Annotated in this window: 21 protein-coding genes; 12 read left to right on the top strand and 9 right to left on the bottom strand. The window is 70.2% G+C overall.

The window, feature by feature from the left end; translation table 11 throughout:
- From AC1DV7_RS03195 to AC1DV7_RS03180, 4 genes are all read left to right on the top strand, one after another.
- Nucleotides 1-257, top strand: a 257-nt coding sequence (locus AC1DV7_RS03195; RefSeq protein ID WP_477594508.1) for an HNH endonuclease signature motif containing protein, incomplete at its 5' end; no start/stop codon positions are given.
- A gap of 167 nt (nt 258-424) precedes the next feature.
- The gene (uvrB, locus tag AC1DV7_RS03190) at nt 425-2533 is read left to right on the top strand and encodes an excinuclease ABC subunit UvrB (protein ID WP_477594506.1); all 2109 of its coding nucleotides are present in this window, start codon (nt 425-427) and stop codon (nt 2531-2533) included.
- Between the two features lie 49 nt (nt 2534-2582).
- On the top strand, nt 2583-2924 hold the full coding sequence (locus AC1DV7_RS03185; RefSeq protein WP_477594504.1) for an MmcQ/YjbR family DNA-binding protein: 342 nt from the start codon (nt 2583-2585) through the stop codon (nt 2922-2924).
- A gap of 252 nt (nt 2925-3176) precedes the next feature.
- Nucleotides 3177-4178, top strand: a complete 1002-nt coding sequence (locus AC1DV7_RS03180) for a TerC family protein (RefSeq protein ID WP_477594520.1) — start codon at nt 3177-3179, stop codon at nt 4176-4178.
- 67 nt (nt 4179-4245) lie between these two features.
- Here AC1DV7_RS03180 and AC1DV7_RS03175 read toward each other — a convergent pair whose 3' ends face one another.
- A complete protein-coding gene (locus AC1DV7_RS03175) occupies nt 4246-5118 on the bottom strand; it encodes an EamA family transporter (protein WP_477594502.1) in 873 nt (290 codons plus the stop codon).
- 229 nt (nt 5119-5347) lie between these two features.
- Between AC1DV7_RS03175 and AC1DV7_RS03170 the strand changes: the two genes are divergently transcribed.
- The 3 genes from AC1DV7_RS03170 to AC1DV7_RS03160 all read left to right on the top strand — a co-directional run bounded on the left by AC1DV7_RS03170 (nt 5348) and on the right by AC1DV7_RS03160 (nt 7430).
- Nucleotides 5348-5989, top strand: a complete 642-nt coding sequence (locus tag AC1DV7_RS03170) for a sensor histidine kinase (protein ID WP_477594500.1) — start codon at nt 5348-5350, stop codon at nt 5987-5989.
- The gene (locus AC1DV7_RS03165; RefSeq protein WP_477594498.1) at nt 5986-6636 is read left to right on the top strand and encodes a response regulator; all 651 of its coding nucleotides are present in this window, start codon (nt 5986-5988) and stop codon (nt 6634-6636) included. Before AC1DV7_RS03170 ends, AC1DV7_RS03165 begins: the two co-directional genes overlap by 4 nt.
- A gap of 110 nt (nt 6637-6746) precedes the next feature.
- A complete protein-coding gene (locus AC1DV7_RS03160; protein WP_477594496.1) occupies nt 6747-7430 on the top strand; it encodes a response regulator in 684 nt (227 codons plus the stop codon).
- 39 nt (nt 7431-7469) lie between these two features.
- Here the strand turns inward: AC1DV7_RS03160 and AC1DV7_RS03155 are convergent, their stop codons facing one another.
- Genes AC1DV7_RS03155 through AC1DV7_RS03145 form a run of 3 tightly spaced genes read right to left on the bottom strand, consistent with a single transcriptional unit; the run spans nt 7470 to nt 11237 of the window.
- Entirely contained in the window at nt 7470-8177 is a 708-nt protein-coding gene (locus tag AC1DV7_RS03155) for a maleylpyruvate isomerase family mycothiol-dependent enzyme (protein WP_477594494.1), read from the bottom strand.
- Nucleotides 8174-9961: a glycoside hydrolase family 15 protein gene (locus tag AC1DV7_RS03150; protein WP_477594492.1), complete on the bottom strand. Its 1788-nt coding sequence runs from the start codon at nt 9959-9961 to the stop codon at nt 8174-8176. The genes AC1DV7_RS03155 and AC1DV7_RS03150 overlap by 4 nt, the downstream gene beginning before the upstream one ends.
- 49 nt (nt 9962-10010) lie before the next feature.
- Nucleotides 10011-11237, bottom strand: a complete 1227-nt coding sequence (locus AC1DV7_RS03145) for a hypothetical protein (RefSeq protein ID WP_477594490.1) — start codon at nt 11235-11237, stop codon at nt 10011-10013.
- A gap of 111 nt (nt 11238-11348) precedes the next feature.
- Between AC1DV7_RS03145 and uvrA the strand changes: the two genes are divergently transcribed.
- On the top strand, nt 11349-14483 hold the full coding sequence (gene uvrA / locus AC1DV7_RS03140) for an excinuclease ABC subunit UvrA (protein WP_477594488.1): 3135 nt from the start codon (nt 11349-11351) through the stop codon (nt 14481-14483).
- Between the two features lie 88 nt (nt 14484-14571).
- Here the strand turns inward: uvrA and AC1DV7_RS03135 are convergent, their stop codons facing one another.
- The 5 genes from AC1DV7_RS03135 to AC1DV7_RS03115 all read right to left on the bottom strand — a co-directional run bounded on the left by AC1DV7_RS03135 (nt 14572) and on the right by AC1DV7_RS03115 (nt 20158).
- Nucleotides 14572-15276, bottom strand: a complete 705-nt coding sequence (locus AC1DV7_RS03135; RefSeq protein WP_477594518.1) for an ABC transporter ATP-binding protein — start codon at nt 15274-15276, stop codon at nt 14572-14574.
- A 5-nt stretch (nt 15277-15281) separates the two neighbouring features.
- A complete protein-coding gene (locus AC1DV7_RS03130; protein ID WP_477594486.1) occupies nt 15282-16151 on the bottom strand; it encodes an ABC transporter ATP-binding protein in 870 nt (289 codons plus the stop codon).
- Nucleotides 16148-17884 (bottom strand): branched-chain amino acid ABC transporter permease, encoded by a 1737-nt coding sequence (locus AC1DV7_RS03125; RefSeq protein WP_477594484.1) that lies wholly within the window; start codon nt 17882-17884, stop codon nt 16148-16150. The genes AC1DV7_RS03130 and AC1DV7_RS03125 overlap by 4 nt, the downstream gene beginning before the upstream one ends.
- Complete coding sequence (locus AC1DV7_RS03120; protein WP_477594482.1) at nt 17881-18804, bottom strand: branched-chain amino acid ABC transporter permease; 924 nt, start codon at nt 18802-18804, stop codon at nt 17881-17883. Before AC1DV7_RS03120 ends, AC1DV7_RS03125 begins: the two co-directional genes overlap by 4 nt.
- Nucleotides 18805-18952: 148 nt before the next feature.
- A complete protein-coding gene (locus tag AC1DV7_RS03115; RefSeq protein WP_477594480.1) occupies nt 18953-20158 on the bottom strand; it encodes a branched-chain amino acid ABC transporter substrate-binding protein in 1206 nt (401 codons plus the stop codon).
- A gap of 249 nt (nt 20159-20407) precedes the next feature.
- On the opposite strand from AC1DV7_RS03115, the gene AC1DV7_RS03110 reads away from it, so the two are divergent.
- The 4 genes from AC1DV7_RS03110 to AC1DV7_RS03095 all read left to right on the top strand — a co-directional run bounded on the left by AC1DV7_RS03110 (nt 20408) and on the right by AC1DV7_RS03095 (nt 24738).
- Nucleotides 20408-20863, top strand: a complete 456-nt coding sequence (locus AC1DV7_RS03110) for a Rieske (2Fe-2S) protein (protein ID WP_477594478.1) — start codon at nt 20408-20410, stop codon at nt 20861-20863.
- Between the two features lie 79 nt (nt 20864-20942).
- The gene (uvrC, locus tag AC1DV7_RS03105) at nt 20943-22934 is read left to right on the top strand and encodes an excinuclease ABC subunit UvrC (RefSeq protein ID WP_477594476.1); all 1992 of its coding nucleotides are present in this window, start codon (nt 20943-20945) and stop codon (nt 22932-22934) included.
- Complete coding sequence (gene rapZ, locus AC1DV7_RS03100) at nt 22931-23806, top strand: RNase adapter RapZ (protein ID WP_477594474.1); 876 nt, start codon at nt 22931-22933, stop codon at nt 23804-23806. Before uvrC ends, rapZ begins: the two co-directional genes overlap by 4 nt.
- Entirely contained in the window at nt 23803-24738 is a 936-nt protein-coding gene (locus AC1DV7_RS03095) for a gluconeogenesis factor YvcK family protein (RefSeq protein ID WP_477594472.1), read from the top strand. Before rapZ ends, AC1DV7_RS03095 begins: the two co-directional genes overlap by 4 nt.
- The last annotated feature ends 27 nt before the right edge of the window (nt 24739-24765 follow it).

Below are 24765 nucleotides of genomic sequence, written 5' to 3'. Positions count from 1 at the left end.
GCGGCTGCACCTACCCCGGCTGCGGAGCCCCACCCGCCTGGACCGACGGTCATCACCTGGTGCACTGGGCCGACTTCGGCGCCTCGGACCTGTCCAACGCCGCCCTGTTGTGCGAGCGGCACCACACCACCGTCCACCAGCGACGCCTCGCCGGGCAGGTCGTGACCCGCCCAGAGGGTGACCGGGTGCAGTGGGACCTGACCCGCGGCTCCTACGACCAGCTGCTCGCCCGGCGTGCCGCGCAGGAACCAGCGTGACCCCGCCCCACACCCCGCCGACCCCGGCGGGGCCGCCGGCGTGCCCCGGGGCGGCTTCCCCAAGGAACGCCCCGCCACGGGGAAGGCGCTTGGCCGCGCCGCAGGCTGCGCTGGGTCAGAAGGAGGCGGGAGGTACTGCTGTCGGTGGGGAGGCATACGGTTGTCCTATGCGTCCCACGACCGACCTTCAGCGCACGGTGGCCCCGTTCGAGGTGGTCTCGGACTTCCAGCCCGCGGGCGACCAGCCGACCGCCATCGCCGACCTGACCCGCCGCATCAAGGCCGGCGAGACCAACACGGTCCTGCTCGGCGCCACCGGCACGGGCAAGTCCGCGACGACCGCCTGGCTGATCGAGCAGGTGCAGCGACCCACCCTCGTGATGGCCCCCAACAAGACCCTGGCCGCCCAGCTCGCCAACGAGTTCCGCGAGCTGCTGCCCAACAACGCCGTCGAGTACTTCGTCTCCTACTACGACTACTACCAGCCCGAGGCGTACATCCCGCAGACGGACACCTACATCGAGAAGGACTCCTCGATCAACGACGAGGTCGAGCGGCTGCGCCACAGTGCCACCAACTCGCTGTTGACCCGTCGAGACGTCGTCGTGGTGGCTTCGGTGTCGTGCATCTACGGCCTCGGCACCCCCCAGGAGTACATCGACCGGATGGCCCGGCTGCGTGTCGGCATGGAGGTCGACCGCGACGACCTGCTGCGGCGGTTCGTCCAGATGCAGTACACCCGCAACGACCTCGCCTTCACGCGCGGCACCTTCCGGGTGCGCGGCGACACCGTCGAGATCATCCCGGTCTACGAGGAGCTCGCCGTCCGCATCGAGTTCTTCGGCGACGAGATCGAGCGGATCTACACGCTCCACCCGCTGACCGGCGAGATCGTGCACGAGGAGACCGAGATGTACGTCTTCCCGGCGACGCACTACGTCGCCGGGCCCGAGCGGATGGAGCGCGCCATCCGCGGCATCGAGCTCGAGCTGGCCGACCAGCTGGCGACTTTCGAGAAGCAGGGCAAGCTGCTCGAGGCCCAGCGCCTGCGGATGCGCACCACCTACGACGTCGAGATGATGCGCCAGGTCGGGTCCTGCTCCGGCATCGAGAACTACTCGATGCACATCGACGGCCGAGGCCGCGGCACCGCGCCCAACACGCTGCTGGACTACTTCCCCGAGGACTTCATGCTCGTCATCGACGAGTCGCACGTGACCGTCCCGCAGATCGGCGCCATGTACGAGGGCGACATGTCCCGCAAGCGGATGCTGGTCGACCACGGCTTCCGGCTGCCGTCGGCGATGGACAACCGTCCGCTGCGGTGGGAGGAGTTCCTCGACAGGATCGGCCAGACCGTCTACCTCTCGGCGACGCCGGGCCCCTACGAGCTGGCCCAGAGCACCGGGGTGGTCGAGCAGATCATCCGCCCCACCGGGCTGATCGACCCCGAGGTCGTGCTCAAGCCGACCAAGGGCCAGATCGACGACCTGCTCCACGAGATCGGCGAACGCACCGCAAAGAACGAGCGGGTGCTGGTCACGACCCTCACCAAGAAGATGGCCGAGGACCTCACCGACTACCTGCTCGACAAGGGGGTGCGGGTGCGGTACCTCCACAGCGAGGTCGACACCTTGCGCCGCGTCGAGCTCCTGCGTGAGCTGCGGCTGGGCGAGTACGACGTCCTGGTCGGCATCAACCTGCTGCGCGAGGGCCTCGACCTGCCCGAAGTGTCCCTGGTGAGCATCCTCGACGCCGACAAGGAGGGCTTCCTGCGCTCGGCTCGGTCGCTCATCCAGACCATCGGCCGCGCGGCCCGCAACGTGTCGGGCCAGGTGCACATGTACGCCGACAAGATCACCCCCTCGATGCAGGAGGCGATCGACGAGACCCAGCGTCGGCGCGAGAAGCAGATCGCCTACAACCGCGAGGCCGGGGTCGACCCCCAGCCCCTGCGCAAGAAGATCGCCGACATCACCGACCTGCTCCAGCGTGAGGACGCCGACACCGAGGCGCTGATGGGTTCTGGCCGCAGCCAGTCCCGTGGCAAGGGTGGCGGACGCGGTGGTCGTGGCGCCCTGCAGGCCGACGCGGGTCTCGCGTCCGACCGGCTCAAGAACCTGCCTGCCAATGACCTGGCCAACCTCATCCAGGAGCTGTCCGCCCAGATGCACCAGGCAGCCACCGACCTGCACTTCGAGCTGGCGGCCCGGCTCAGGGACGAGATCGGTGACCTGAAGAAGGAGCTCAGGCAGATGTCCGAGGCCACCAAGTGAGCATGCCCATCGCGACGGCGCCGCTCGAGACGCGGGCGCCGGTGCGGCCGTGACCCCCGACGCCCTGCGGGCCTACTGCCTCGGCAAGCCGGGAGCATGGGCGGACCAGCCCTGGGAGGGCGACCACGTCGCCAAGGTCGGTGACAAGATCTTCGCGTTCCTGGGTCACGACGCGGTCGGCCTCAAGTGCGGGGCCAACCGGCTCGAGGCGGACGAGTGGCTCCTGCAGTACCCCGACGACGCCTCCGTCATGGCCTACATCGGCCGGTCGGGCTGGAACACCCTCAGGATCGGCGGCGCCATCCCGGACGACGAGATCCGCGACGCGGTCGACGCCTCGTACGACACGGTCGTGGCCAAGCTCCCCAAGTCGCGGCGTCCCACCGCCTGAGCCTCCAGGCGCTCGATTTGGGCTGCGTCCGTCCCGTCTGGGAGACTGTCGGCGACCATCGGAGGGGAGTATCCCCACGCGGTGTCCTCGTCATCACGGCCCGCCGAGCAGCTGAACCCAGCCGCACGGCATACCGGGCCCGGGGAGCCGGTCCGCACCTCACGGGGCGGGAGAGACCTCCGGCCACCTTGTTGTGACCGGAAGGGTCCTGATTTGAACTCCCTCGTGTTCGCCGCCGCAGATGCGGACCAGATGCACGTCGCCCCGTGGGTCTGGTGGCTCACCATCGGGCTGATGGCCGCAGTGCTGATCTTCGACGTGTTCGTGATCGCACGTCGCCCGCACGTCCCCAGCACCAAGGAGGTCAGCCTCGCGCTCGTCGGCTATGTCGGCGCGGCCATCGTCTTCGGGCTCGGCGTCTGGTGGTTCACCAAGGACGCCCACGGTGCGAAGTTCATGACCGAGTACTACGCGGGCTGGCTCACCGAGTACTCGCTGTCGATCGACAACCTGTTCATCTTCCTGCTCATCATGGCCAGGTTCGGGGTCCCCGAGAAGCTGCAGCAGTCCGCGCTGCTCATCGGCATCATGATCGCCATCGTCCTGCGCGGCATCTTCATCGCCGTCGGCGCCGCTGCCATCAACAACTTCTCCTGGATCTTCTACCTGTTCGGGGCCTTCCTCATCTACACCGCCTGGACCCTCGCCAAGGAGGGGGAGAGCGACGACGAGGAGTACGAGGAGAACCGCTTCATGAAGTGGGTGGAGCGGCGCTTCCCGGCCACCAAGGACTACGACGGCGCCAAGCTGTTCACGCGTGTGGGCGGCAAGAAGCTCGCGACCCCGATGTTCATCGTGATCATGGCGCTGGGCACGACCGACCTGCTGTTCGCGCTCGACTCCATCCCGGCGATCTTCGGGCTCACCAAGGACCCGTACCTCGTCCTGACCGCGAACATGTTCGCGCTGATGGGTCTGCGCCAGCTGTACTTCCTCATCGGTGGCCTGCTCAAGCGGCTCGTCTACCTCAGCCTGGGCCTGGCGGTCCTGCTCGCGTTCATCGGGGTCAAGCTCGTGCTGCACGCGATGCACGAGAACGAGCTGGGCTTCATCAACGGTGGACACCACATCGAGTGGGCGCCCGACATCCCGATCTCGGTGTCCCTCGGGGCGATCGTCGTCATCCTCGGCATCACGACCGTGGCCAGCCTGATCAAGTCGAGCCGCGACGCCAGGGCGGGCACCTCGGCCTAGCGCACCGGGATCCGGCCGCCACGCGGCTGAGCCCGTGGCCCCGCGGCTCAGCCCGTGGCCACGCGGCTCAGCCCGTGGCCGCCGGGTCCTTGCGCTGGCCCGCGCCCATGACCAGGGCGCTGGCCAGCACCACGAGGGCCATGCCGCCGAGCTGCGTGGGCGAGAGCCGCTGGCCCAGCACCAGCAGCCCGGCCAGGGCCGCGGCGGCGGGCTCGAGGCTGAGCAGGATGCCGAACACCGCTGGGCTCAGCCGCCGCAGCGCCACCAGCTCGAGCGAGTACGGCAGGACCGACGACAGCACCGCGATCCCGAGTCCCTTGAGGACGGCCGTGCCGCTCCAGTCGCCCACGCTGGGCAGCCCGAACGGCAGTGCCACGACGAGGGCGACCACCATCGCCAGGGCCAGACCGTCGAGCTGCTGGAACTCCCGGCCCGCTCGACCGCTCGCGACGATGTATGCCGCCCAGCAGGCGCCCGCGGCTGCCGCCAGTCCCAGCCCGGTCCACTCCAGCTCGGACCACGGCGTCTCGAGTGCCTCGCTGATGAGCACCACGCCCACGGCTGCGGCGCCCACCGCCGCGAGGTCCCGCCACCGGCGCGACAGGACGGTGGCCAGGGTCAGCGGCCCGAGGAACTCCACCGTGACGGCGACGCCGATCGGCAGGTGCGCGAGCGAGGCGTAGAACGCGAGGTTCATCAGGCCGAGGGCCAGCCCGAAGGCGAGCACCGTCAGCCAGGCCGACCTGGTGATCCCGCGCACCGAGGGCCGGGCGATGGCCCACAGGATGGTGGCCGCGAACAGCAGCCGCAGCGTGACCGAACCGCCGGCCCCGATCTGCGGGACGAGGGTGGCAGCGAGGGCTCCGCCGAACTGCACCGACACGACGGCGGTCAGCACCAGGACCAGCGGCGGCGGGGTCGGGTACCTGTCACGCCGCATACGGCGACTCTATCCAGCCACCCCGCCTGACCTGCGCGGGTGCAGCGTTCAACGCCACTGCAGGCACCCGCGCCAAACGCGGGCAACTGGCGTCATCGGTGAGGTCGCCTAGTCCCTAATGACTATTGCTGCCCGTCTTTTTGACGTCCTACGTTTGTGGGGTCGCGGGAACCACGGGGACCTCACAGGGGGTGCAGGCTCTCTACCGCGGGGTTGTGAGGGAAGAAACATGGCTGCAGTTCTGAGGGAACACCAGCGCCCAGTCGCAGGTGGAGAGATCGACACCGTTCGAGCGCTGTTGCACGACCTGAGGCAGCCGCTCGCGGCGATCCTCCTCCTGTCGGGTACCGAGGGTGGCGACGTGAGTCGCAAGATGGAGGGCATCTCCGGCCAGGCCAGGTGGCTGGCGGAGCTGGTCGAGGCGGTGCTGAGTGACGCCGCCGCCGACGAGGTGACGAGCACCGACGTGGCCGAGCTCGCCGTGAGCGCGGTCGAGCGCGCCCGGGCGACCTCGACGTGCGAGATCACGCTCGAGGCGCTCGACGAGTCGGAGTCCGCCGAGGCGTGGGCCCGTCCGGTCGCGCTGAGCCGGGCGCTGGCGTGCATCCTCGACAACGCGGTGCGCGCAGCAGGCGACCACGGTCACGTGACCGTGGGCGTGCGGTCGGACGTCCAGGGCGTCCACCTGACGGTCGTCGACGACGGTCCCGGCCTGGGTCGGGTCGCCTCGCGGACCTCGCTGGGCCTCACCACCACGCGGGCCATGGTGGCCGCGTGCCGGGGGTCGTTCGAGCTCGTGCCCGGCGACGACGGTGGCGCGGTCGCCGACATCTGCCTGATGCACACGGGCCTCGCGGCGGTGGCGTCATGAGGATCGTGGTGTGTGACGACCACCTGCTGCTGCTGGAGGCGCTCGGCCTCGCACTGGGAGCGCGCGGGCACGACGTCGTGGCGCTGGCCGGGCACCCGGACGAGGCGATCATGGCCGTCGAGCAGCACCGCCCGGACGTCTGCCTGCTGGACGTGAACTTCCCGGACGGCACCTCGGTGGCGGCCATCCACAAGATCCGCGAGATCTCGCCGGAGACCAAGGTCGTCATGCTCTCGGCGCAGGCCGACCACGCGATCGTGGGTCGGGCCATCGCCGAGGGGGCCTCGGGGTACGTCGGCAAGGAGAAGCCGATCGTCGAGATCGTCGAGATGCTGGACCGCGCCGTGCGTGGTCAGCTGGCCGTCGAGCCCCAGCTGCTGCAGCGCGCGCTGCGGCCGCACAAGTCGACGGACGACCCGCTGTGGGCGCTGCAGTTCCTCACCGACCGGGAGTGGCAGGTGATGCGCTGCATCATGGACGGCCAGACGACCGAGGAGATGGCTGACTCGCTGGGGGTCCAGCGCAGCACGGCAAGGACCCACGTGCAGAACCTCCTGACCAAGCTGGGCGTGCACTCGCGACTGCAGGCCGCAGCGCTGATGTCGTCCCACGGCTCCAGCGAGTCGTGGCCGGCGCACCTGCGCTGAGCCGGGACCGTTTCGACCCGACCCGGGTGGGAGCCCTCACCCTTTTGACGTATTCCGGGCTCCCACCCGGGTCGGGTCTGTCCTGAACCCGCGCAAGGAACGCTGGGCCCATGAGCTCTGGGGTGCGCGTCGTGATCGTCGATGACCACGAAGTCTTCGCCGACGCCCTCGAGGTCTGCCTGGGCGACTACTCGGACCTCAACGTCGTCGGCAAGGCGACCACGGTGACCCGTGCTCTGGCGCTGGTCTCGGCAGTGTCCTTCGACGTGATGGTGCTCGACCTCGCGCTCGCCGGCGAGGACGGACTGGTCGTGGCCCGCGAGGCGGTGCGGCGGCAGCCCGAGGTGGGCATCGTCGTCGCCACCGGCGCGGAGCCGGGGGAGCAGGTCGTCGAGGCCGTGCAGGTCGGGGTCCGCGGCTGGGTCCCGAAGACCGCCACCGCTCGCGACCTCGTCGAGGCGATCCGCGGGGTAGCCAAGGGGGAGACCCGGATCCCGGGCGACCTGCTGGCGGGTGTGCTGATGTCGCTGTCCCGGGGCCAGCGCTCCTCGCTCGAGCACGTCCAGGGCATCTCCGAGCTGACCTCGCGGGAGCTCGAGGTGCTGGCGTGCCTCGTGGAGGGCATGAGCCGCACCGAGATCGGCGACCTGCTGCACGTGTCACCGAACACGGTGCGCACCCACGTGCAGAGCATCCTGCACAAGCTCAAGGTGCACAGCGCGCTCGCCGCGGTGGCCATCGCGCGGCGGGCCGGCATCAACGGTGCCCCGGTGGCACCCAGCGCCGTCGGCTGAGACCCTCCAGGCGGCCCGTGCGGGCCCGCTGGGGCGCCGCTACGCGCCGCGGGGCAGCCCGGGCAGCTCACCCTCCACGCGCAGCCCCCTCGGCTCGCGTCGCGCGAGCCAGAGCAGCAGGTCGGCCAGGCTCCCCTGCGCGTATGCCGTGGGCCGGCCGAGCGTCCAGACGTCGCCCTCGTCGGCCCGCAGCTCCACCGCGAGGTCGTCGGCGTGACCCTCGAGGCGGGAGACGGCGTCGTCCACGAAGAGGCGCAACAGGTCGGCCGGGACGTCCTCGAAGCCGAAGCCGGCGTCGAGGTCGACGTGGTGGAACACGACCTCGCGCAGCCGCAGGAACGGCAGGGCGGCGGGCGAGACCATGAGCCCTCCGCGCATCTCGACCTGCTCGGCGGCCCAGGCTCCCCGCAGGCCGTCGAGCCGTGGCGCGAGGTCCTGGGCCGTCGTGGCGACGTCGTCGACCAGGACCTCGACCGGGCGACCGGCACCGGCCTCGATGTCGGCGTCGCGCCCGGCGGCACCGCCCGGGTACATGGCGGCCGGAGTGCCGCTCACGGCCCAGCCCGCGAGCCGCCCGATCGCCTCGGCGTTGCGGGCCACGTGGCTGAGCACGTGGCCACGGCTCCAGCCCTCGCACAGCGACGGGGCGTCCGGGTCCGTCAGGCCCCGTGCCGTGTCGAGCAACAGCTCGGTCTGGGCGGCGACGTGGGCCAGGTCTGTCGTCAGGTCACGCCCGGGGTCGGTCATGCCTTCGCCTCGGCGGCAGCGAGCGCATGGGCGGCGCCGATGAACGTGAGGTGTGAGAAGGCCTGGGGGAAGTTGCCCACCATCCGTCGCTCGTGGGGGTCGTACTCCTCGGAGATCAGGCCGACGTCGTTGAGCAGGGCCACCAGGCGGTCCATGAGGTCGCGGGCCTTGTCGAGCTGGCCGCACACGGCATACGCGCTCACCAACCACCACGAGCAGGCGAGGAACGGGTGCTCGTCACCCGCCAGGCCGTCGATCCCGGTCTCGGTGCGGTAGCGCAGCAGGAAGCCTTCGCGCATGAGGTCACGCTCCACGGCGGCGATCGTCCCCAGCACGCGCGGGTCGTCGGGTGGCAGGAACCCGACGAGGGGGATGAGCAGGAGCGAGGCGTCGACCTCGGTGGTGTCGTAGTGCTGGGTGAAGGTGTTCTCGCGCGTGTTGAACCCCTTGCTGAGCACCTCCTCGCGCACGCGTTCGCGCAGCTCGCGCCAGTGTTCGACCGGCCCCTCCTCGCCCCACTCCTCGACGCCCCTGACCGCGCGGTCGAGGGCAGCCCAGACCATGACGCGGGAATGGGTGAAGTGGCGCAGGGGACCGCGGATCTCCCACAGCCCGTTGTCGGGCTGGTCCCAGTGCTCCGCGAGGTTCTGCACGAGGGCCCGCTGCATGGCCCAGGCCTGGTGCGACACCTCGAGTCCGGCGCGGCGGGCCTCGTCGAGGGCGATCATCACCTCGCCGAGGACGTCGGACTGCCGTTGGTCGACGGCGCCGTTGCCGATGCGCACCGGTGTCGAGCCGGCGTAGCCCGGCAGGTGGTCCAGGGTGCGCTCCGGGAGCCGGCGGGAGCCGTTGATCGCGTACATGATCTGCAGGTCCTCCGGGTCGCCGGCCACGGCGCGGATCAGCCAGTTGCGCCACAGCCGTGCCTCGTCGACGTAGCCGGAGGCGACCAGCGCCTCGAGGGTGAGCGAGGCGTCGCGCAGCCAGCAGTACCGGTAGTCCCAGTTGCGCTCGCCGCCGAAGTCCTCGGGCAGGCTCGTCGTCGGCGCGGCGACGATGCCACCGAAGCGCGAGTGCGTCATGCCGCGCAGCGTCAGCAGCGAGCGGACGACCTGCTCGCGGTAGGGCCCTTCGTAGGTGCAGTGCGACGCCCACTCGTTGGAGACCCGGATGGTCTCGGCGATGCGGGAGTCGATGTCGAGGGGTGCCGGGACCCGCTCGTAGGACGGGAACCACGTCGTGGTCCACGTGTGCGTCTCGCCCGCGGCCACCTCGAACTCGTCCTCGTGGTGGCCGTCCCGCGCGTGCGGGAGGCGCGACCCTCGCAGGACGAGCATGTCGGGGCCGGCCACGGCCGTGATCACGTCGCTGTCGAGCCGGTGCCCGACGCTGTGCGACACCCACGGCCGGACCTTGCCGTAGTCGAAGCGGACGATCCACTCGTGGCGCATGAGGACGGTGCCGCGGACGCCCTCGACGCTGCGGATGATGTCGGCACGCCCGTCGCCCAGCGGCATGAGGTCGGTCACCTTGACGACACCGGTGTCGGTCTCGTGCACCGTCTCGAGGACGAAGGAGTTCTCGACGTAGCGACGGGTGCTCCGCGCCGGTCCCGCGGGTCCGAGCAGCCAGCGGCCGTTGTCGGGCGTGCCGAGCAGCGCCGCGAAGCAGGCCGTCGAGTCGAACCGCGGCAGGCACAGCCAGTCGATGGAGCCCTCCCGGCTGACCAGGGCCGCGGTCTCCGTGTCACCCAGGACGGCGTACTCCTCGATGGGGGTCGTCATGACGCGAGCGTATTGCGCGCTGCGGACCGCGGCGGGGCGGCGCACCGCGTCACCGGTCGGACTGCCAGAGGTGGGTGGCGCCGGTCGCGTCGCGGGTGACGACCAGGAGGTGGCCGTCGTGCGCGACGACGGCGACGGGGGTCCCGAGTGGGCCGTCCTGGACGTCCCAGCCCTGCGAGCCGTCGCCGGTGGACTGCATGACCAGCGTGCGCTGGCGGCCGGGCACGACCACGACGGGGCGCGTGGCGAGGTGCACCGGGGCGAGGGCCCTCGCGTCGTCGGCCAGCGTCACCTCCGGCACCCCTTTGCCGACCTGCGCCTCGGTGCCGGAGACCCACCACAGCACCAGACGGCCGCCTGAGGCGCCGGCCACGAGGCAGCGCCCCGGGCGACAGGCCGCGGCGTGGGCCTCGGTGGTGGCCGAGCCGGCCGGCCGCGGCAGGTCGACCCGCCGCCAGGGACCCGAAGGTCCCGCCGCGGTCCAGACCGCGGGGTCGACGCGGACGCTGCCCGGGCCCAGCCGGGTGACGGAGCCACTGAGCACCAGGCCGTCGTCGTCGCCGTCTCCGTCACGGTCTCCCGCCGACGCTATGGCCCCGGCGGACAGCAGCTCGGTCGGAGTGCTCCCCAGGGCGGTACCCGTGGAGCGCTGCCGGGCCCAGCGGTCGCCGGTGCGCAGCCACGTGGCGATGTCGAGCCCCGTCTGCTCGCTCTGCCACGCGCCGAGGATGACGGGGGAGTCGCCCGCGAACGCCACTCCCACGAGGTCGCCTGCGCCCCAGCTGCCGAACACCCCGAACGGCTGCTCCTGCTCGGCCAGGTGCCCCGTGCCGCCGGTGGTGCTGCTGCGGGTGCTGGTGGTGCTGGTAGTGCTGCTGGTGGTGGTGGTGCTGCTGGTACCGCTGGTGGTTCCCGTCCACGTCGACCAGCGGTAGTTGCCGTGGGCGCCCCCGCGGGCCCCGCCGACGGCCTCGACCCGGTCGCCCTTCGTCGCGATCGATAACCAGGTGGCCTCGAAGGCGTAGGGGGACCGTGGGGTGAGGGGAACCGCGTGGAGGTCGGTGGTCGTGGGCCCGGCGAGCAGACGGGGCACGGGTCGCTGCCCGGCCCGGGCACCGACGAGCAGCGTCGGCCCCGAGCTCGCCAGCGTGACGGGGGCAAGACCAGCCGGCAGCGGCACCTCGCGCCAGGCCAGCCTCGCGGCGCCGACGGGTTGGGGGCCCGTGTCCTGCCTGCAGGCAGCGGCCGTGCTCACCGCCACGACGAGGACGAGCACGCCCAGGGCCCTGCGAAACCTGCCACCCCTCCGCACACCGTCCACGGTAGGCGCACCCCCGTGGGGAAGGGCGGAAATGGCGTTGTCGGTGTGGCCACCTACGATGGGCCGGTGACTTCAGCCGTGCCCTCCCACCGCCACCAGCACGACCAGCTCATCGTGCGCGGCGCCCGCGAGCACAACCTGCGCGACGTGTCGGTCGAGCTGCCCCGCGACTCCATGATCGTGTTCACGGGCCTCTCCGGGTCGGGCAAGTCCTCGCTCGCCTTCGACACCATCTTCGCCGAAGGCCAGCGTCGCTACGTCGAGTCCCTCTCGGCCTACGCCCGGCAGTTCCTGGGCCAGATGGACAAGCCCGACGTCGACTTCATCGAGGGTCTCTCGCCCGCCGTCTCGATCGACCAGAAGTCCACCAACCGCAACCCGCGGTCCACGGTCGGCACGATCACCGAGGTCTACGACTACCTCCGCCTGCTGTTCGCCCGGGCCGGGCGGCCGCACTGCCCGGTCTGCGGCGAGCCGATCACCCGGCAGAGCCCCCAGCAGATCGTCGACCGCCTGCTGGAGCTCCCCGAGAAGACGCGCTTCCAGGTGCTCGCGCCGGTGGTGCGGGCTCGCAAGGGCGAGTACGTCGACCTGTTCGCCGAGCTCCAGAGCAAGGGCTTCTCCCGGGCTCGCGTCGACGGCGAGGTCGTGACGCTCACCGAGCCGCCCAAGCTCGAGAAGCAGGTCAAGCACACCATCGACGTGGTGGTCGACCGCCTCGTGTCCAAGGGGGGCGACTCCGGCGCCAAGCGCCGGCTCACCGACTCGGTGGAGACCGCCCTGGGCCTGGCCGGTGGCGTCCTCGTCGTCGAGTTCGTCGACCGCGACGCCGACGACCCCGACCGCGAGCGCCGGTTCTCCGAGCGCATGGCCTGCCCCAACGACCACCCCCTCTCGATGGACGAGGTGGAGCCGCGGTCGTTCTCGTTCAACAGCCCGTTCGGCGCCTGTCCCAAGTGCACCGGCCTCGGCACCGAGCTCGAGGTCGACCCCGAGCTGCTGGTCCCCGACGAGGACCTCACGCTCAACCAAGGTGCGATCGCGCCGTGGTCACAGGGCAGCGGGTCGGCCGAGTACTTCCAGCGCGTCATGAAGGCCCTCGGCGACGACCTCAAGTTCGACATGGACACCCCGTGGGCGGCCCTGCCGGAGCGGGCCAGGGAGGCCCTGCTGCACGGCCAGAACTACAAGGTCCACGTCAGGTACAAGAACCGCTACGGACGCGAGCGCTCCTACACCACCGGCTTCGAGGGAGTCGTGCCGTTCGTCAAGCGTCGGCACTCCGAGACCGACTCCGAGTGGAGCCGCGAGCGCTACGAGGGCTTCATGCGAGAGGTGCCGTGTCCCGAGTGCGGCGGCGCCCGGCTCAAGCCCGAGTCGCTCGCGGTGCACATCGGTGGGCGCAGCATCTCGGCCATCTGCGCCCTGGCCATCGCGGACTGCGCGAAGTTCCTCAAGGAGGTCGACTTCACCCCGCGCGAGCGCCAGATCGCCGAGCGCGTGATCAAGGAGATCGACGCGCGCCTCGGGTTCCTGCTCGACGTGGGCCTCGACTACCTCTCGCTCGACCGACCCGCCGGGACGCTGTCCGGTGGTGAGGCCCAGCGCATCCGCCTCGCGACCCAGATCGGCTCCGGGCTGGTGGGCGTCCTCTACGTCCTCGACGAGCCGAGCATCGGCCTGCACCAGCGTGACAACCACCGGCTGATCGAGACGCTCACCCGGCTGCGCGACCTCGGCAACACCCTCATCGTCGTCGAGCACGACGAGGACACCATCGCCACGGCCGACTGGGTGGTCGACATCGGCCCCGGGGCGGGCGAGCACGGGGGCAAGGTCGTCCACTCCGGCCCCGTCAAGGGCCTGCTCGAGCACCCCGACTCCATCACCGGCAAGTACCTCTCGGGCCGGCTCGAGATCCCGACGCCGTCGCTGCGCAGACCCCAGGAGCGGGGCCGCGAGGTGACCGTGGTGGGCGCGCGAGAGCACAACCTGCACGGGGTCGACGTGTCGTTCCCGCTGGGCAACCTGGTCGCGGTGACGGGGGTCTCGGGCTCTGGCAAGTCCACGCTCGTCAACGACATCCTCTACAACGTCCTGGCCAACAAGCTCAACGGTGCCCGCCACGTGCCGGGGCGCCACAAGACGGTCAGGGGGCTCGAGCACCTCGACAAGGTCGTCCACGTCGACCAGAGCCCGATCGGCCGCACGCCCCGGTCCAACCCGGCCACCTACACCGGGGTCTTCGACTCGATCCGCAAGCTCTTCGCCACGACGACCGAGGCCAAGATCCGCGGCTACCAGCCGGGGCGCTTCTCGTTCAACGTCAAGGGCGGTCGCTGCGACGCCTGCTCCGGCGACGGCACGATCAAGATCGAGATGAACTTCCTGCCCGACGTCTACGTCCCCTGCGAGGTCTGCCACGGCGCGCGCTACAACCGCGAGACGCTCGAGGTGCACTTCAAGGGCAAGACGATCGCCGACGTCCTCGACATGCCCATCGAGGAGGCCGCGGACTTCTTCGCGGCAGTGCCGGCGATCTCGCGCCACATGAAGACGCTCAACGACGTCGGACTCGGCTACGTCCGGCTCGGCCAGCCCGCTCCCACGCTCTCCGGTGGGGAGGCCCAGCGCGTCAAGCTCGCCTCCGAGCTGCAGAAGCGATCCACTGGCCGCACCGTCTACGTCCTCGACGAGCCGACGACGGGGCTGCACTTCGAGGACATCCGCAAGCTGCTCATCGTCTTGCAGGGGCTGGTCGACAAGGGCAACTCCGTCATCGTCATCGAGCACAACCTCGACGTCATCAAGAACGCCGACTGGGTGGTCGACATGGGCCCCGAGGGCGGCAACGGCGGTGGGCGCGTGATCGCCGAGGGCACGCCCGAGCAGGTGGCCGAGGTCGAGGAGAGCCACACCGGTCGCTTCCTCGCGCCGATCCTCGCGCGCAGCGCGCGGACGCCGCAGCGGCCGACTGGCGCCAAGCGCACGGCTGCGGCGGCTGCGCCCACCAAGACCAGGACCGCGACGGCCGCCACCACAACGGCCACCACCACAACGGCCGCCACCAAGGCCTCGGCGAAGAAGGCCCCGGCGAAGAAGGCCACCGCCACGAAGACGACCGCGAAGCGGGCCACTGTCACCAAGCCGGTCGCGAAGAAGGCCTCCACCCAAGCCGCCTCGCCCCGGCGCGCGCGCTAGGGCTCGTCTCGACAGCCGAACGGCGCCCCCGTCCGGGAGGCGCCGTTCGTGCGTATGCCGGCTGGGCGGCATACCGGGGTCGGCTCGGTCAGTCCTCGCCGAGGTAGGCCTTGCGGACGTCGTCGCTGGCGAGCAGCTCCTTGCCCGTGCCGGAGAGGACGATCTTGCCGACCTCGAGGACGTAGCCCTTGTTGGCCCGGTTGAGCGCGGCCTGGGCGTTCTGCTCCACGAGCAGGATGGTCGTGCCCTGCTCCTGGAGCGTGGTCACCGTGGTCATGATGCGCTTCATCATGATGGGTGACAGGCCCATCGACGGCTCGTCCAGCATGAGCAGCTTGGGGCGGCTCATCATGGCCCGGCCCATGGCGAGCATCTGCTGCTCGCCACCGGAGAAGGTCCCAGCCGGCTGGTTGCTGCGCTCACCCAGGATCGGGAAGAGGTCGTAGGCGGCCTTGAGGTCCTTCCTGATGTCGCCGTCGCGGCGCGCGAACGCGCCCAGCAGCAGGTTCTGCTCGACCGAGAGCCGCGGGAAGATCCGCCGGCCCTCGGGCGAGTGGGCCAGGCCGAGCGTCACGATGGAGTGGGCTGGGGTGTCGTCGATGCGGTTGCCCTTGAAGCGGATCGAACCGCTCGCGGGGCGCAGCAGACCCGAGATCGTCCGCAGGGTGGTGGTCTTGCCGGCGCCGTTGGTGCCGATCAGCGTGACCACCTCGCCCTCGTCGACCGAGAAGCTGATGCCCTTGACGGCCTTGATCTTGCCGTACGTGACGACGAGGTCCTTGACCTCGAGCATGGCGCTCACTGGTCCACCTCCGTGGTCGTGGCAGGGGCATCGTCGGGCGACGCCTCATCGGCCTCGTCGTCGTCGCCACCGCCGATGTACGCCTCGATGACCCTGGGGTCGGACTGCACCTCGGCCGGGGTGCCCTCGACGAGCACCTCGCCGCGGACCAGACAGAGCACGCGGTCGCAGAGGTTGAAGATGAACCGCATGTCGTGCTCGATCACCACGACGGCCAGACCGCTGTCGCGGATCTTGAAGATCAGGTCACTGGCCTGCCTGGTCTCCTGGGGGTTCATGCCGGCCGTGGGCTCGTCGAGCAGGATGAGCTTCGGGTCGGTGGCCAGGGCGCGGGCGATCTCGAGCCGGCGCTGGTCGCCGTACGGCATGTTGCGCGCGAGGTGCTCGGCCGACTTGCCCAGCCCCACGAAGTCCAGGAGCTCCTGGGCCCGCTGGCGGGTGGCTGCCTCCTCCTTACGGAACTTGGGGCCCCGCAGGATCGACGTGAGCGCCATCGAGCTGGTGCGGCAGTAGCGCCCCACCATGACGTTCTCGAGGGCGGTCATGTTCGCGAACAGCCGGATGTTCTGGAACGTGCGGGCCATGCCGGCGATCACGACGGCGCGGGGACGCGGTGGGATCACCGACCCCATCAGCGTCACCTCGCCCTCGGTCGGCTTGTAGAGCCCGGTGAGGCAGTTGAAGAACGTGGTCTTGCCGGCCCCGTTCGGGCCGATGAGGCCGACGATCTCGCCCTCGTTGACGGTCATGTCGACGTCCTTGACGGCCGTGAGGCCGCCGAAGCGCATCGTCACACCGCGGGCCTGCAGGATGGTCGCGCCCGCGGCGGGTGCCGCGGTGGTGGGGGGCGTGTCGGTGACGGTCATGCCGTGGCCTCCTGCTCCTCGAGATGGACCTCTTCTATTCGTTGCGCGAGCTCCTCGTCGTCCTCGTGGAACTCGAGCTTGCGCCGCTGGCTGGCCACGAGACCCTCCGGGCGGAATCGCATCATCAGCACGAGCAGCAGACCGAAGATGAGCAGCCGGTAGTCGGCGACGAACCGCAGCTTCTCGGGGAGGAGCTTGAGGATCGTGGCACCCACGAGGACACCGGCAACGGTGCCCATGCCGCCGAGGACGATCGCCGCGAGCAGGAACGCCGACTCGAGGAACACGTACTGGTCAGGGGAGACCGAGACGTCGTGGTGGGCCTTGACCGTGCCGGCCATGCCGGCGAGGAACGCACCACCGGCGAAGGCGAACAGCTTGAGCCCGAAGACGTTGACGCCCATGGCCTCGGCAGCCTTCTCGTCCTCGCGGATGGCAACCCAGCCACGACCGATCCGGCTGTTGTTGAGCCGGGAGAAGATCGTGATGATGATCCCCGCGATCAGCAGGAGCAGGAAGTAGTAGTTCGCGAACCTGCCCAGCGTGATGCCGAGGATGTCGTGCGGCTGGCCGAAGTCGAACGAGCCGAGCTTCAGGTCGGGGATGGCGGGGATTCCGTTGGGACCGTTGGTGAGGTCGGGTCCGTTGGAGCCGTCGAGGTTGCCCATCGTGAGGCGGAAGATCTCACCGAAGGCGAGCGTCACGATGGCCAGGTAGTCGCCGGAGACCCGCAGCGTGGGGGATCCGATGATGAGTCCCAGGGTGGCGGAGAACATCGCGCCCAGCAGCACGACCACGATGAACGGCGGCTTCCACCCGATCGTCGCGAACGTCGAGCTGGACAGCGTCGCGCCGACGTAGGCACCGGCTCCGAGGAAGGCGATGTACCCGAGGTCGAGCAGACCGGCGAGCCCGACGACGATGTTGAGGCCCAGCGCGGTGGCCGCGAAGATCAGGACCTGGGTCGCGATCGACATGTTCTCGTCGGAACCGCCCTGCGTGAAGGGGAACAGGAAGGCCACGGCGAACGCGCCGAGCATCAGCACCTGGCGGTTCTTCTGGGCGATCAGGCTGACCCACGTGAACGCGCCGGCCTTGGCCAGGGCTAGGGCCACGGCCCCGATGAACACGAGGAAGAGCACGAAGCTGCCACCGTCGTCGACGCCGAGCGCGTAGGCGGCGCCGAAGAGCACCAGCGCCATCATCGCGATGATCGTGCTGATCTCGAGCCACGACGACGTCTTGGCGAACAGCGGGTCCTTGTGGCTGCGGGGGAACAGCATGAGGCCCGACGCGGCCAGCAGCAGGGCGCCGAGGAAGGACACCCAGCCACCCGGGTTGACGTTGACGAGCCCGCCCGACTGGTAGGCGATGAGCACCAGCGTGAGCGTCATGTAGGCCAGCGCACCGAGCCCGAGGACCCGGACGGCGGTGGCGGAGTCCAGCCACTCACCCAGGCGGGTGAGCGGGCCCTGGTGGGCCAGCAGGAACCCCAGCGCGACGAGCCCGAGCACGATCATGACGATCTGCACGCCGCCGGGGTAGAAGTTGATCGACAGGTCCCCGAGGACGTCGTTCGTGTAGCTCCAGGAGAGGAAGCAGCCGGCGACCAGCAGGACGACGCCGGCGAGGCCGAGCGGCCACGCGGCGGCACTGCCGCGACCGGGGAAGCGCTCGAGGAGGGGGACCTTGCGCTCGTCGTCGTGCTCGACGACCTGGGTTGAAGTGCTCATGCGCGGTCCACCACCCTTGCGCCGAGGAGGCCCTGTGGTCGGAAGACCAGGACGAGGATGAGGAGCGCGAACGCCCACACGTCCTTCCAGGCCGATCCGCCGAACTGGCCGGGGATGAACTGGGTGGCCATGGACTCGGCGATACCGAGCGCGAGGCCGCCGACGACGGCGCCCTGGATGTTGCCGATGCCGCCGAGGACCGCGGCCGTGAAGGCCTTGAGGCCGGCGAGGAAGCCCATCCGGAAGTCGATGTTGGAGTTGAGCAGGCCCTGGGCGACGCCCGCGATCGCGGCCAGGGCGGCACCCACGGCGAACGCGATCACGATGATGAGGTTGACGTTGATCCCCATGAGCTGGGCGGTGTCGGGGTCCTGCGAGACGGCCTGCATGCCCTGGCCGAGCCTCGTGCGGTTGACGAAGTACCAGAGCAGCGCGGCACACATGAGCAGCGCGCCGACGGTGAAGACCGCAGCGCGCTGGATGGTGAGGCCGCCGATGGACAGGGCCGAACCTGTCACGACGTCGATCTCGGGGAAGGGCAGCTTGCTCTTGGCACCCGGGTAGAAGAGGCGGACGGCCTCCTGGAGGAAGACCGAGATGCCGATGGCGGTGATGAGGGGCGCCAGTCGTGGGGCGTTGCGCAGGGGTCGGTAGGCGACCCGCTCCATCACGACGGCGGTGAGCACCGACACGGCCACGGCTCCGAGGACCATGACCGGGAGCACCCACAGCCCGGTCTGTCCCTTGAAGAGCACGGTCCAGGTGGCGAGGGCCCCGAACGCGCCGATCATGAACACCTCGCCGTGGGCGAAGTTGATCAGCTGGACGATCCCGTAGACCACGGTGTAGCCGACGGCAATGAGGGCGTACAACGACCCCAGTGTCAGCCCGTTCACAATCTGTTGCAGGAACTCGGTCATCGCTAACCCGGTACCTCTCTGTGGTGGTGGTGGCACATGAAAGCAGGGGTGCCGCACATTCAAGCAGGGGCGGGCACCCGCCCGCCCCTGCTTGAACCAGTTACTTCTGAGTGAGCCCGGCCGAGTGACCTCAGCCGGGCTCAGCCGCTCAGCTCAGCGTCTCGGTCTTGACCGCGACCCACTTGCCGCCGTCGACCTTGTAGCCGGTGATGACCTTGGCGAGCGTGTCGCCGAACTCGTCGAACTTCACCGTGCCGGTGACACCGTCGAAGGACACGCCCGACATGGCGTCGACCGTGGGCTGACGGGCGCTCTTGGCGTCCTTGGCGTCCTTGAGCGACACCTTCAGCGCGGCGATGATCGCGTTGGCGGCGTCGTAGGAGTAGCCGCCGTAGGCAGCGGACGGCTCGGCGTACTTCTCCGCGTCGTACGCAGCGAGGAAGGTCTTGCCCGCGTCCGTGCTGTCAGTCGGGGCGCCGACCGAGGTGGCGAGGTCGTTGTTGGCTCCACCGAGCTCGATGTACTTCGGGTCGAAGATGCCGTCGCCACCCATGAGCGGAACAGCCAGGCCACCGGCCTTCATCTGCTTGGACAGCGGACCAGCCTGCGGGTACTCGCCACCGTAGAAGACCGCGCCGGGCTTCTTCGGGGCCACCTTGGAGACGACCGGGCCGTAGTTGGACTCGTCCGGGTTGATCGTCTCGGCGGCCACGATGGTGCCGCCGCCCTTCTTGTAGGCCTCGGTGAAGTAGCTCACCAGGCCCTGGCCGTACGTCTTCTTGTCGTGGATCGTCGCGACCGTCTTGATGCCCTGGTCGAGGAGGTACTTGGCAGCGAAGCCACCCTGCACGATGTCGTTGGTGCAGGTACGGAAGTACGTCTTGTAGGGGCGGGCCTTGAGGTCCGCACCACGGGTCAGCGTCGGGTTGGTGTTGGCCGGCGAGACCTGGGTGATGTTGGCGGCAGAGAAGACCGGCTGGGTCTGCTGGCTGACGCTGGAGTTGAGGTTGCCGACCACGCCGACGACCTGGTCGTCCGCCGCGAGCTTGGTGGCGGCGTTCTTGCCGACGTCGGCCTTGGCCTCGTCGTCGACTGCCTCGACCTCGAGGGTCCAGCCGGGGATGGCCTTCGAGTCGTTGGCCTGCTTGACGGCCAGCTCGACCGAGTGCTGGATGCCCTTGCCGAGTGCGGACAGGTCACCCGAAAGGGGGGCGATGACGCCGATCTTGGCGACCTTGCCGCCACCATCGCCACTGCTGTTGGTGTTGCTCTCGCCGCGGTTGCCACATCCGGCAAGCGCGAGAGAAGCCACGAGCAGCGAGGTGCCGACGGCTACCACGGAACGCTGAGGCACGTTTCCTCCTGAGACAAATTTTCTACGAGCGAGGGCTCGACGGCTCACGTTTGCTGCAAGCACTCGCAGGTTAGACCGTTGCGTGCGGGAAATCAGGCACCTGACGCAAGCCCGTGTTCATGTCGTTACCAGCCTCGGGACGCCCGGACGGAGCGCGGTGTGGCAGCGTCACAGGATGGACACAGGCGGGCGCGGCAGCGTGGTGCCCGCGAAACGACATCAGCACTGACTCGACCGAAAGGTGCACCGATGAACAACCCGGACAACATCCCCGCAGGGGGTGGCCCGACCCGCCGGACGGTGGTCGCCTCGGCCGGCCTCGTGGGCGTGGGCGCGATCGGCCTCACGGCGTGCGGTGGCGCGGGGGACGCTGCCACGGACGCGGCCAACTCGGCCGGCAGCGCGGCGACCGACGCCGTCAAGGACGCCATCTCCAAGGCCACGATCCCCGTGGGCGGCGGCAAGATCCTCTCCGACCAGAAGGTCGTCGTCACCCAGCCGACGGCAGGGGACTTCAAGGCGTTCACCGCGGTCTGCACCCACCAGGGCTGCATCGTGAGCAGCGTGTCGGGCGGCAGCATCAACTGCGCGTGCCACGGGTCGAGCTTCGACATCGCCACCGGAGCGGTCAAGAACGGGCCTGCGACCACGGCGCTGGCCGAGAAGACGGTCAAGGTCAGCGGGGACGGCATCACCGTCACGTGACCCGCACGTGACGGGTCGTATGCCGCGTGGGCGCCCACGCGGCATACGACCCGTCGGTGGCGCTCCATAGAGTGGAGTCGTGGCTGACCCGTCGACGTACCGTCCTGCCCCGGGCGAGATCCCGGTCGATGCGGGGGTCTACCGCTTCCGCGATGCGAGCGGTCGGGTCGTCTACGTCGGCAAGGCCAAGTCGCTGCGCCCGCGACTGTCGTCCTACTTCCAGGACATCGCCGCCCTCCACCCGCGCACCGCGACCATGGTCACCACCGCGGCGAGCGTCGAGTGGACCGTCGTCGCCAACGAGGTCGAGGCCCTGCAGCTGGAGTACTCCTGGATCAAGGAGTACGACCCCCGGTTCAACGTCAAGTACCGCGACGACAAGTCCTACCCGTACCTCGCGGTCACCCTCGGTGAGGAGTTCCCCCGGGCGCAGGTGATGCGCGGCGCCAAGCGCAAGGGCACCCGCTACTTCGGCCCCTACGCCCACGCCTGGGCGATCCGCGAGACGCTCGACCAGCTGCTGCGCGTGTTCCCCCTGCGCACCTGCTCCTCCGGGGTGTTCAAGCGCGCGGGCCAGGTGGGTCGGCCGTGCCTGCTGGGCTACATCGACAAGTGCTCCGCGCCGTGTGTCGGCCGGGTCTCCGCCGAGGAGCACCGCGCGATCGCCGAGGACTTCTGCGACTTCATGGCCGGCAACACGACCCGTTTCGTCAAGCGGCTCGAGCGCGAGATGAAGGCCGCCTCCGACGCCATGGAGTTCGAGCAAGCCGCCCGGCTGCGCGACGACCTCGTGGCCCTGGGCAAGGCGCTCGAGAAGTCCGCCATCGTCCTGGGCGACGGCACGGACGCCGACGTGTTCGCCCTCGCCGACGACGAGCTCGAGGTCGCGGTGCAGGTCTTCCACGTGCGTGGCGGGCGGGTGCGCGGACAGCGCGGCTGGGTCGCCGAGAAGGACGCCGAGACGCTCCCCGAGATCGTCGGCCACCTGCTCCAGCAGGTCTATGGCGGCGAGTCGGGCGACGGGGTGCCGCGCGAGGTGCTGGTGCCGGTGCGGCCCGAGGACGCGGGGGCGGTCTCGACCTGGCTCGGGTCCCTGCGGGGTTCGGCGGTCGACCTGCGGGTGCCCCAGCGCGGCGACAAGAAGGCCCTCATGGAGACCGTGCACCGCAACGCCCAGCAGTCGCTGGCCCGGCACAAGCTGGCGCGCGCCGGCGACCTCACTGCGCGCAGCCAGGCGCTGCAGGAGCTCCAGGAGTCGCTCGACCTCTCGGACGCCCCGCTGCGCATCGAGTGCTACGACATCAGCCACATCCAGGGCTCGCAGGTTGTGGGGTCGATGGTGGTGTTCGAGGACGGGCTCGCGCGCAAGTCCGAGTACCGCAGGTTCATCGTCCGCGGTGCCGAGGTCGACGACACGGCCGCGATGGACGAGGTGCTGACACGTCGGTTCCAGCGCTACCTCGAGGACCGCGACCAGGCCTCCGACGTCGAGATCGCGCCCGACCCCGGCGAGGGGCCGTCCGGGCCTGACCGGATCGACCCCGACACCGGCAAGCCCAAGAAGTTCGCCTACCCGCCCAACCTCGTCGTCGTCGACGGTGGGCTGCCGCAGGTCAACGCCGCCCACTCGGCCCTCACGACCCTCGGGATCGACGACGTGGCCGTCGTGGGGCTGGCCAAGCGCCTCGAGGAGGTCTGGGTGCCCGGGCAGGACCACCCGGTGATCCTGCCGCGCACCAGCGAGGGCCTCTACCTCCTGCAGCGGGTCCGCGACGAGGCGCACCGCTTCGCGATCACCTTCCACCGGCAGCGCAGGTCCAAGGCGATGACCACCAGCGTGCTCGACGGCATCCCCGGGCTGGGCGAGACCCGCCGCAAGGCGCTGCTGCGCGAGTTCGGCTCGGTCAAGCGCATCCGGGCTGCCTCCGTCGAGGACCTCCAGGCGGTCTCGGGGATCGGCCCTGCGCTGGCCGCCACTATTGCGGCAGAGTTGGCCACGCAGCGTGCCGCCGCCCCCGCGGTGAACCTGATGACCGGCGAGATTCTCGACGAGGACGGAGCAGGGCAGTGAGTGAGGGACAGGCCGAGCTCGTCATCGTCACGGGCATGAGCGGTGCCGGGCGGTCGACGGCCGCCAACGTGCTCGAGGACTCCGGCTGGTACGTCGTCGACAACCTGCCGCCACAGCTCCTGGTCGAGCTCACCGACCTGGCCGGCGAGGCGGCCCGGCGGGTCGACCTGCCACGGATCGCGGCGGTGGTCGACGTCCGGGCGCGCGGCTTCTTCGACCACCTGCAGACGGCGATCGACGAACTGCGGTCCCGCGGATGGTCTCCCAACCTGGTCTTCCTCGACGCCACCGACGAGGCCATCGTCCGGCGGTTCGAGTCGGTCCGCCGGCCGCATCCCCTGCAGGGGGACGGCCGCCTCCTCGACGGCATCACCCGGGAGCGTGACCTGCTCGCCGACCTGCGCTCGGTCGCCGACATCGTCATCGACACCTCGGGGCTCAACGTCCACCAGCTCGCCAAGAAGCTCCACCCGGTGTTCGCCCCCGAGGGCGGCCCTCGGATGCGGATCGCGGTGATGTCGTTCGGGTTCAAGTACGGCGTCCCGCTGGACGCCGACTTCGTCTTCGACATGCGGTTCCTGCCCAACCCGTTCTGGATCCCCGAGCTGCGCAACTTCACCGGCCAGGACAAGGCCGTGTCCGACTACGTCCTGGGTCAGGAGGGGGCCGGTGAGTTCATCGAGCGGGTCGTCGCCCTGATGCAGCCGGTGACGGCCGGCTACGTCCGCGAGGGCAGGCGCTACGTCACCGTCGCGGTCGGCTGCACCGGCGGCAAGCACCGCTCCGTGGCGGTGGCCGAGGCGTTGCGGGCCAGGCTGACGAGCGACGAGGTGGCGACCTTCGTCGTGCACCGCGACCTGGGGCAGGAGTGAGCGGTCCCGCGGTCGTCGCGCTCGGGGGCGGGCACGGGCTCGCCGCCTCGCTGAGCGCGCTCAAGCTGGTCTGCGACGAGATCACCGCCGTCGTGACCGTGGCTGACAACGGGGGCTCGTCCGGCCGGCTGCGCGAGGAGTTCGGGGTCCTGCCGCCCGGCGACCTCCGGATGGCGCTGACCGCGCTCTGCGACGACACCGAGTGGGGGCACACCTGGCGCGACGTGCTCCAGCACCGGTTCAGGGGTGACGGCCAGCTCGGCGGCCATGCCCTGGGCAACCTGCTCATCGCCGCGCTGTGGGACCTGCACCGTGACCCGGTGGCCGGGCTCGACCTCGTCGGGCGACTCCTCAACGCGCAGGGGCGGGTCCTGCCGATGGCCGCGGTGCCCCTCGAGATCACGGCCCAGGTGCAGGGTGCCGGTCCCACCGCTCCCCAGGCCGTGACCACCGTGCGCGGGCAGGTGGCGGTGGCCACCACCCGCGGCACCGTGCTGAGCATCGCCCTCGAGCCCGAGGACCCGCCGGCTGCCCCCGAGACGATCGACGCGGTCCGGGCCGCCGACTGGGTCGTCCTCGGCCCCGGGTCGTGGTTCACCTCCGTGATGCCGCACCTGATGGTGCCGGCGCTGCGCCAGGCGCTCCACGACACCACGGCGCGGCGGCTGCTCACCCTCAACCTCGAGGCGTCCGGCGAGACGGCGGGCTTCAGCGCCGCCCACCAGGTCGAGGTGCTCGCCGACCACGCGCCCCGCCTGCGTCTGGATGTCGTGCTCGCCGACCCCGGGGCGGTCGACGACGAGGCGGCCCTGCGCGACGTCGCGGCCCGGCTCGGGGCGCAGGTCGTCATCACCCAGGTGGCCAAACGCGGCGAACCGGGGCACCATGACACGCTGCGGCTCGCAGCGGCATATCGTGACGTCTTCGGGTGAGTGGCTGCCTGCGAGCGGCATGAGGCG

It is taken from the genome of Pedococcus sp. P2_E4, from assembly GCF_056403935.1.
This window is presented reverse-complemented; position numbering and strand designations above follow the sequence as displayed.

Coding starts and splice junctions, on each gene's coding strand:
- uvrB (WP_477594506.1), top strand. CDS start 425: ATGCGTCCCACGACCGACCTTCAGCGCACGGTGGCCCCGTTCGAGGTG.
- AC1DV7_RS03180 (WP_477594520.1), top strand. CDS start 3,177: ATGCACGTCGCCCCGTGGGTCTGGTGGCTCACCATCGGGCTGATGGCC.
- AC1DV7_RS03175 (WP_477594502.1), bottom strand. CDS start 5,118: ATGCGGCGTGACAGGTACCCGACCCCGCCGCCGCTGGTCCTGGTGCTG.
- AC1DV7_RS03170 (WP_477594500.1), top strand. CDS start 5,348: ATGGCTGCAGTTCTGAGGGAACACCAGCGCCCAGTCGCAGGTGGAGAG.
- AC1DV7_RS03165 (WP_477594498.1), top strand. CDS start 5,986: ATGAGGATCGTGGTGTGTGACGACCACCTGCTGCTGCTGGAGGCGCTC.
- AC1DV7_RS03160 (WP_477594496.1), top strand. CDS start 6,747: ATGAGCTCTGGGGTGCGCGTCGTGATCGTCGATGACCACGAAGTCTTC.
- AC1DV7_RS03155 (WP_477594494.1), bottom strand. CDS start 8,177: ATGACCGACCCCGGGCGTGACCTGACGACAGACCTGGCCCACGTCGCC.
- AC1DV7_RS03150 (WP_477594492.1), bottom strand. CDS start 9,961: ATGACGACCCCCATCGAGGAGTACGCCGTCCTGGGTGACACGGAGACC.
- AC1DV7_RS03135 (WP_477594518.1), bottom strand. CDS start 15,276: ATGCTCGAGGTCAAGGACCTCGTCGTCACGTACGGCAAGATCAAGGCC.
- AC1DV7_RS03130 (WP_477594486.1), bottom strand. CDS start 16,151: ATGACCGTCACCGACACGCCCCCCACCACCGCGGCACCCGCCGCGGGC.
- AC1DV7_RS03125 (WP_477594484.1), bottom strand. CDS start 17,884: ATGAGCACTTCAACCCAGGTCGTCGAGCACGACGACGAGCGCAAGGTC.
- AC1DV7_RS03120 (WP_477594482.1), bottom strand. CDS start 18,804: ATGACCGAGTTCCTGCAACAGATTGTGAACGGGCTGACACTGGGGTCG.
- AC1DV7_RS03110 (WP_477594478.1), top strand. CDS start 20,408: ATGAACAACCCGGACAACATCCCCGCAGGGGGTGGCCCGACCCGCCGG.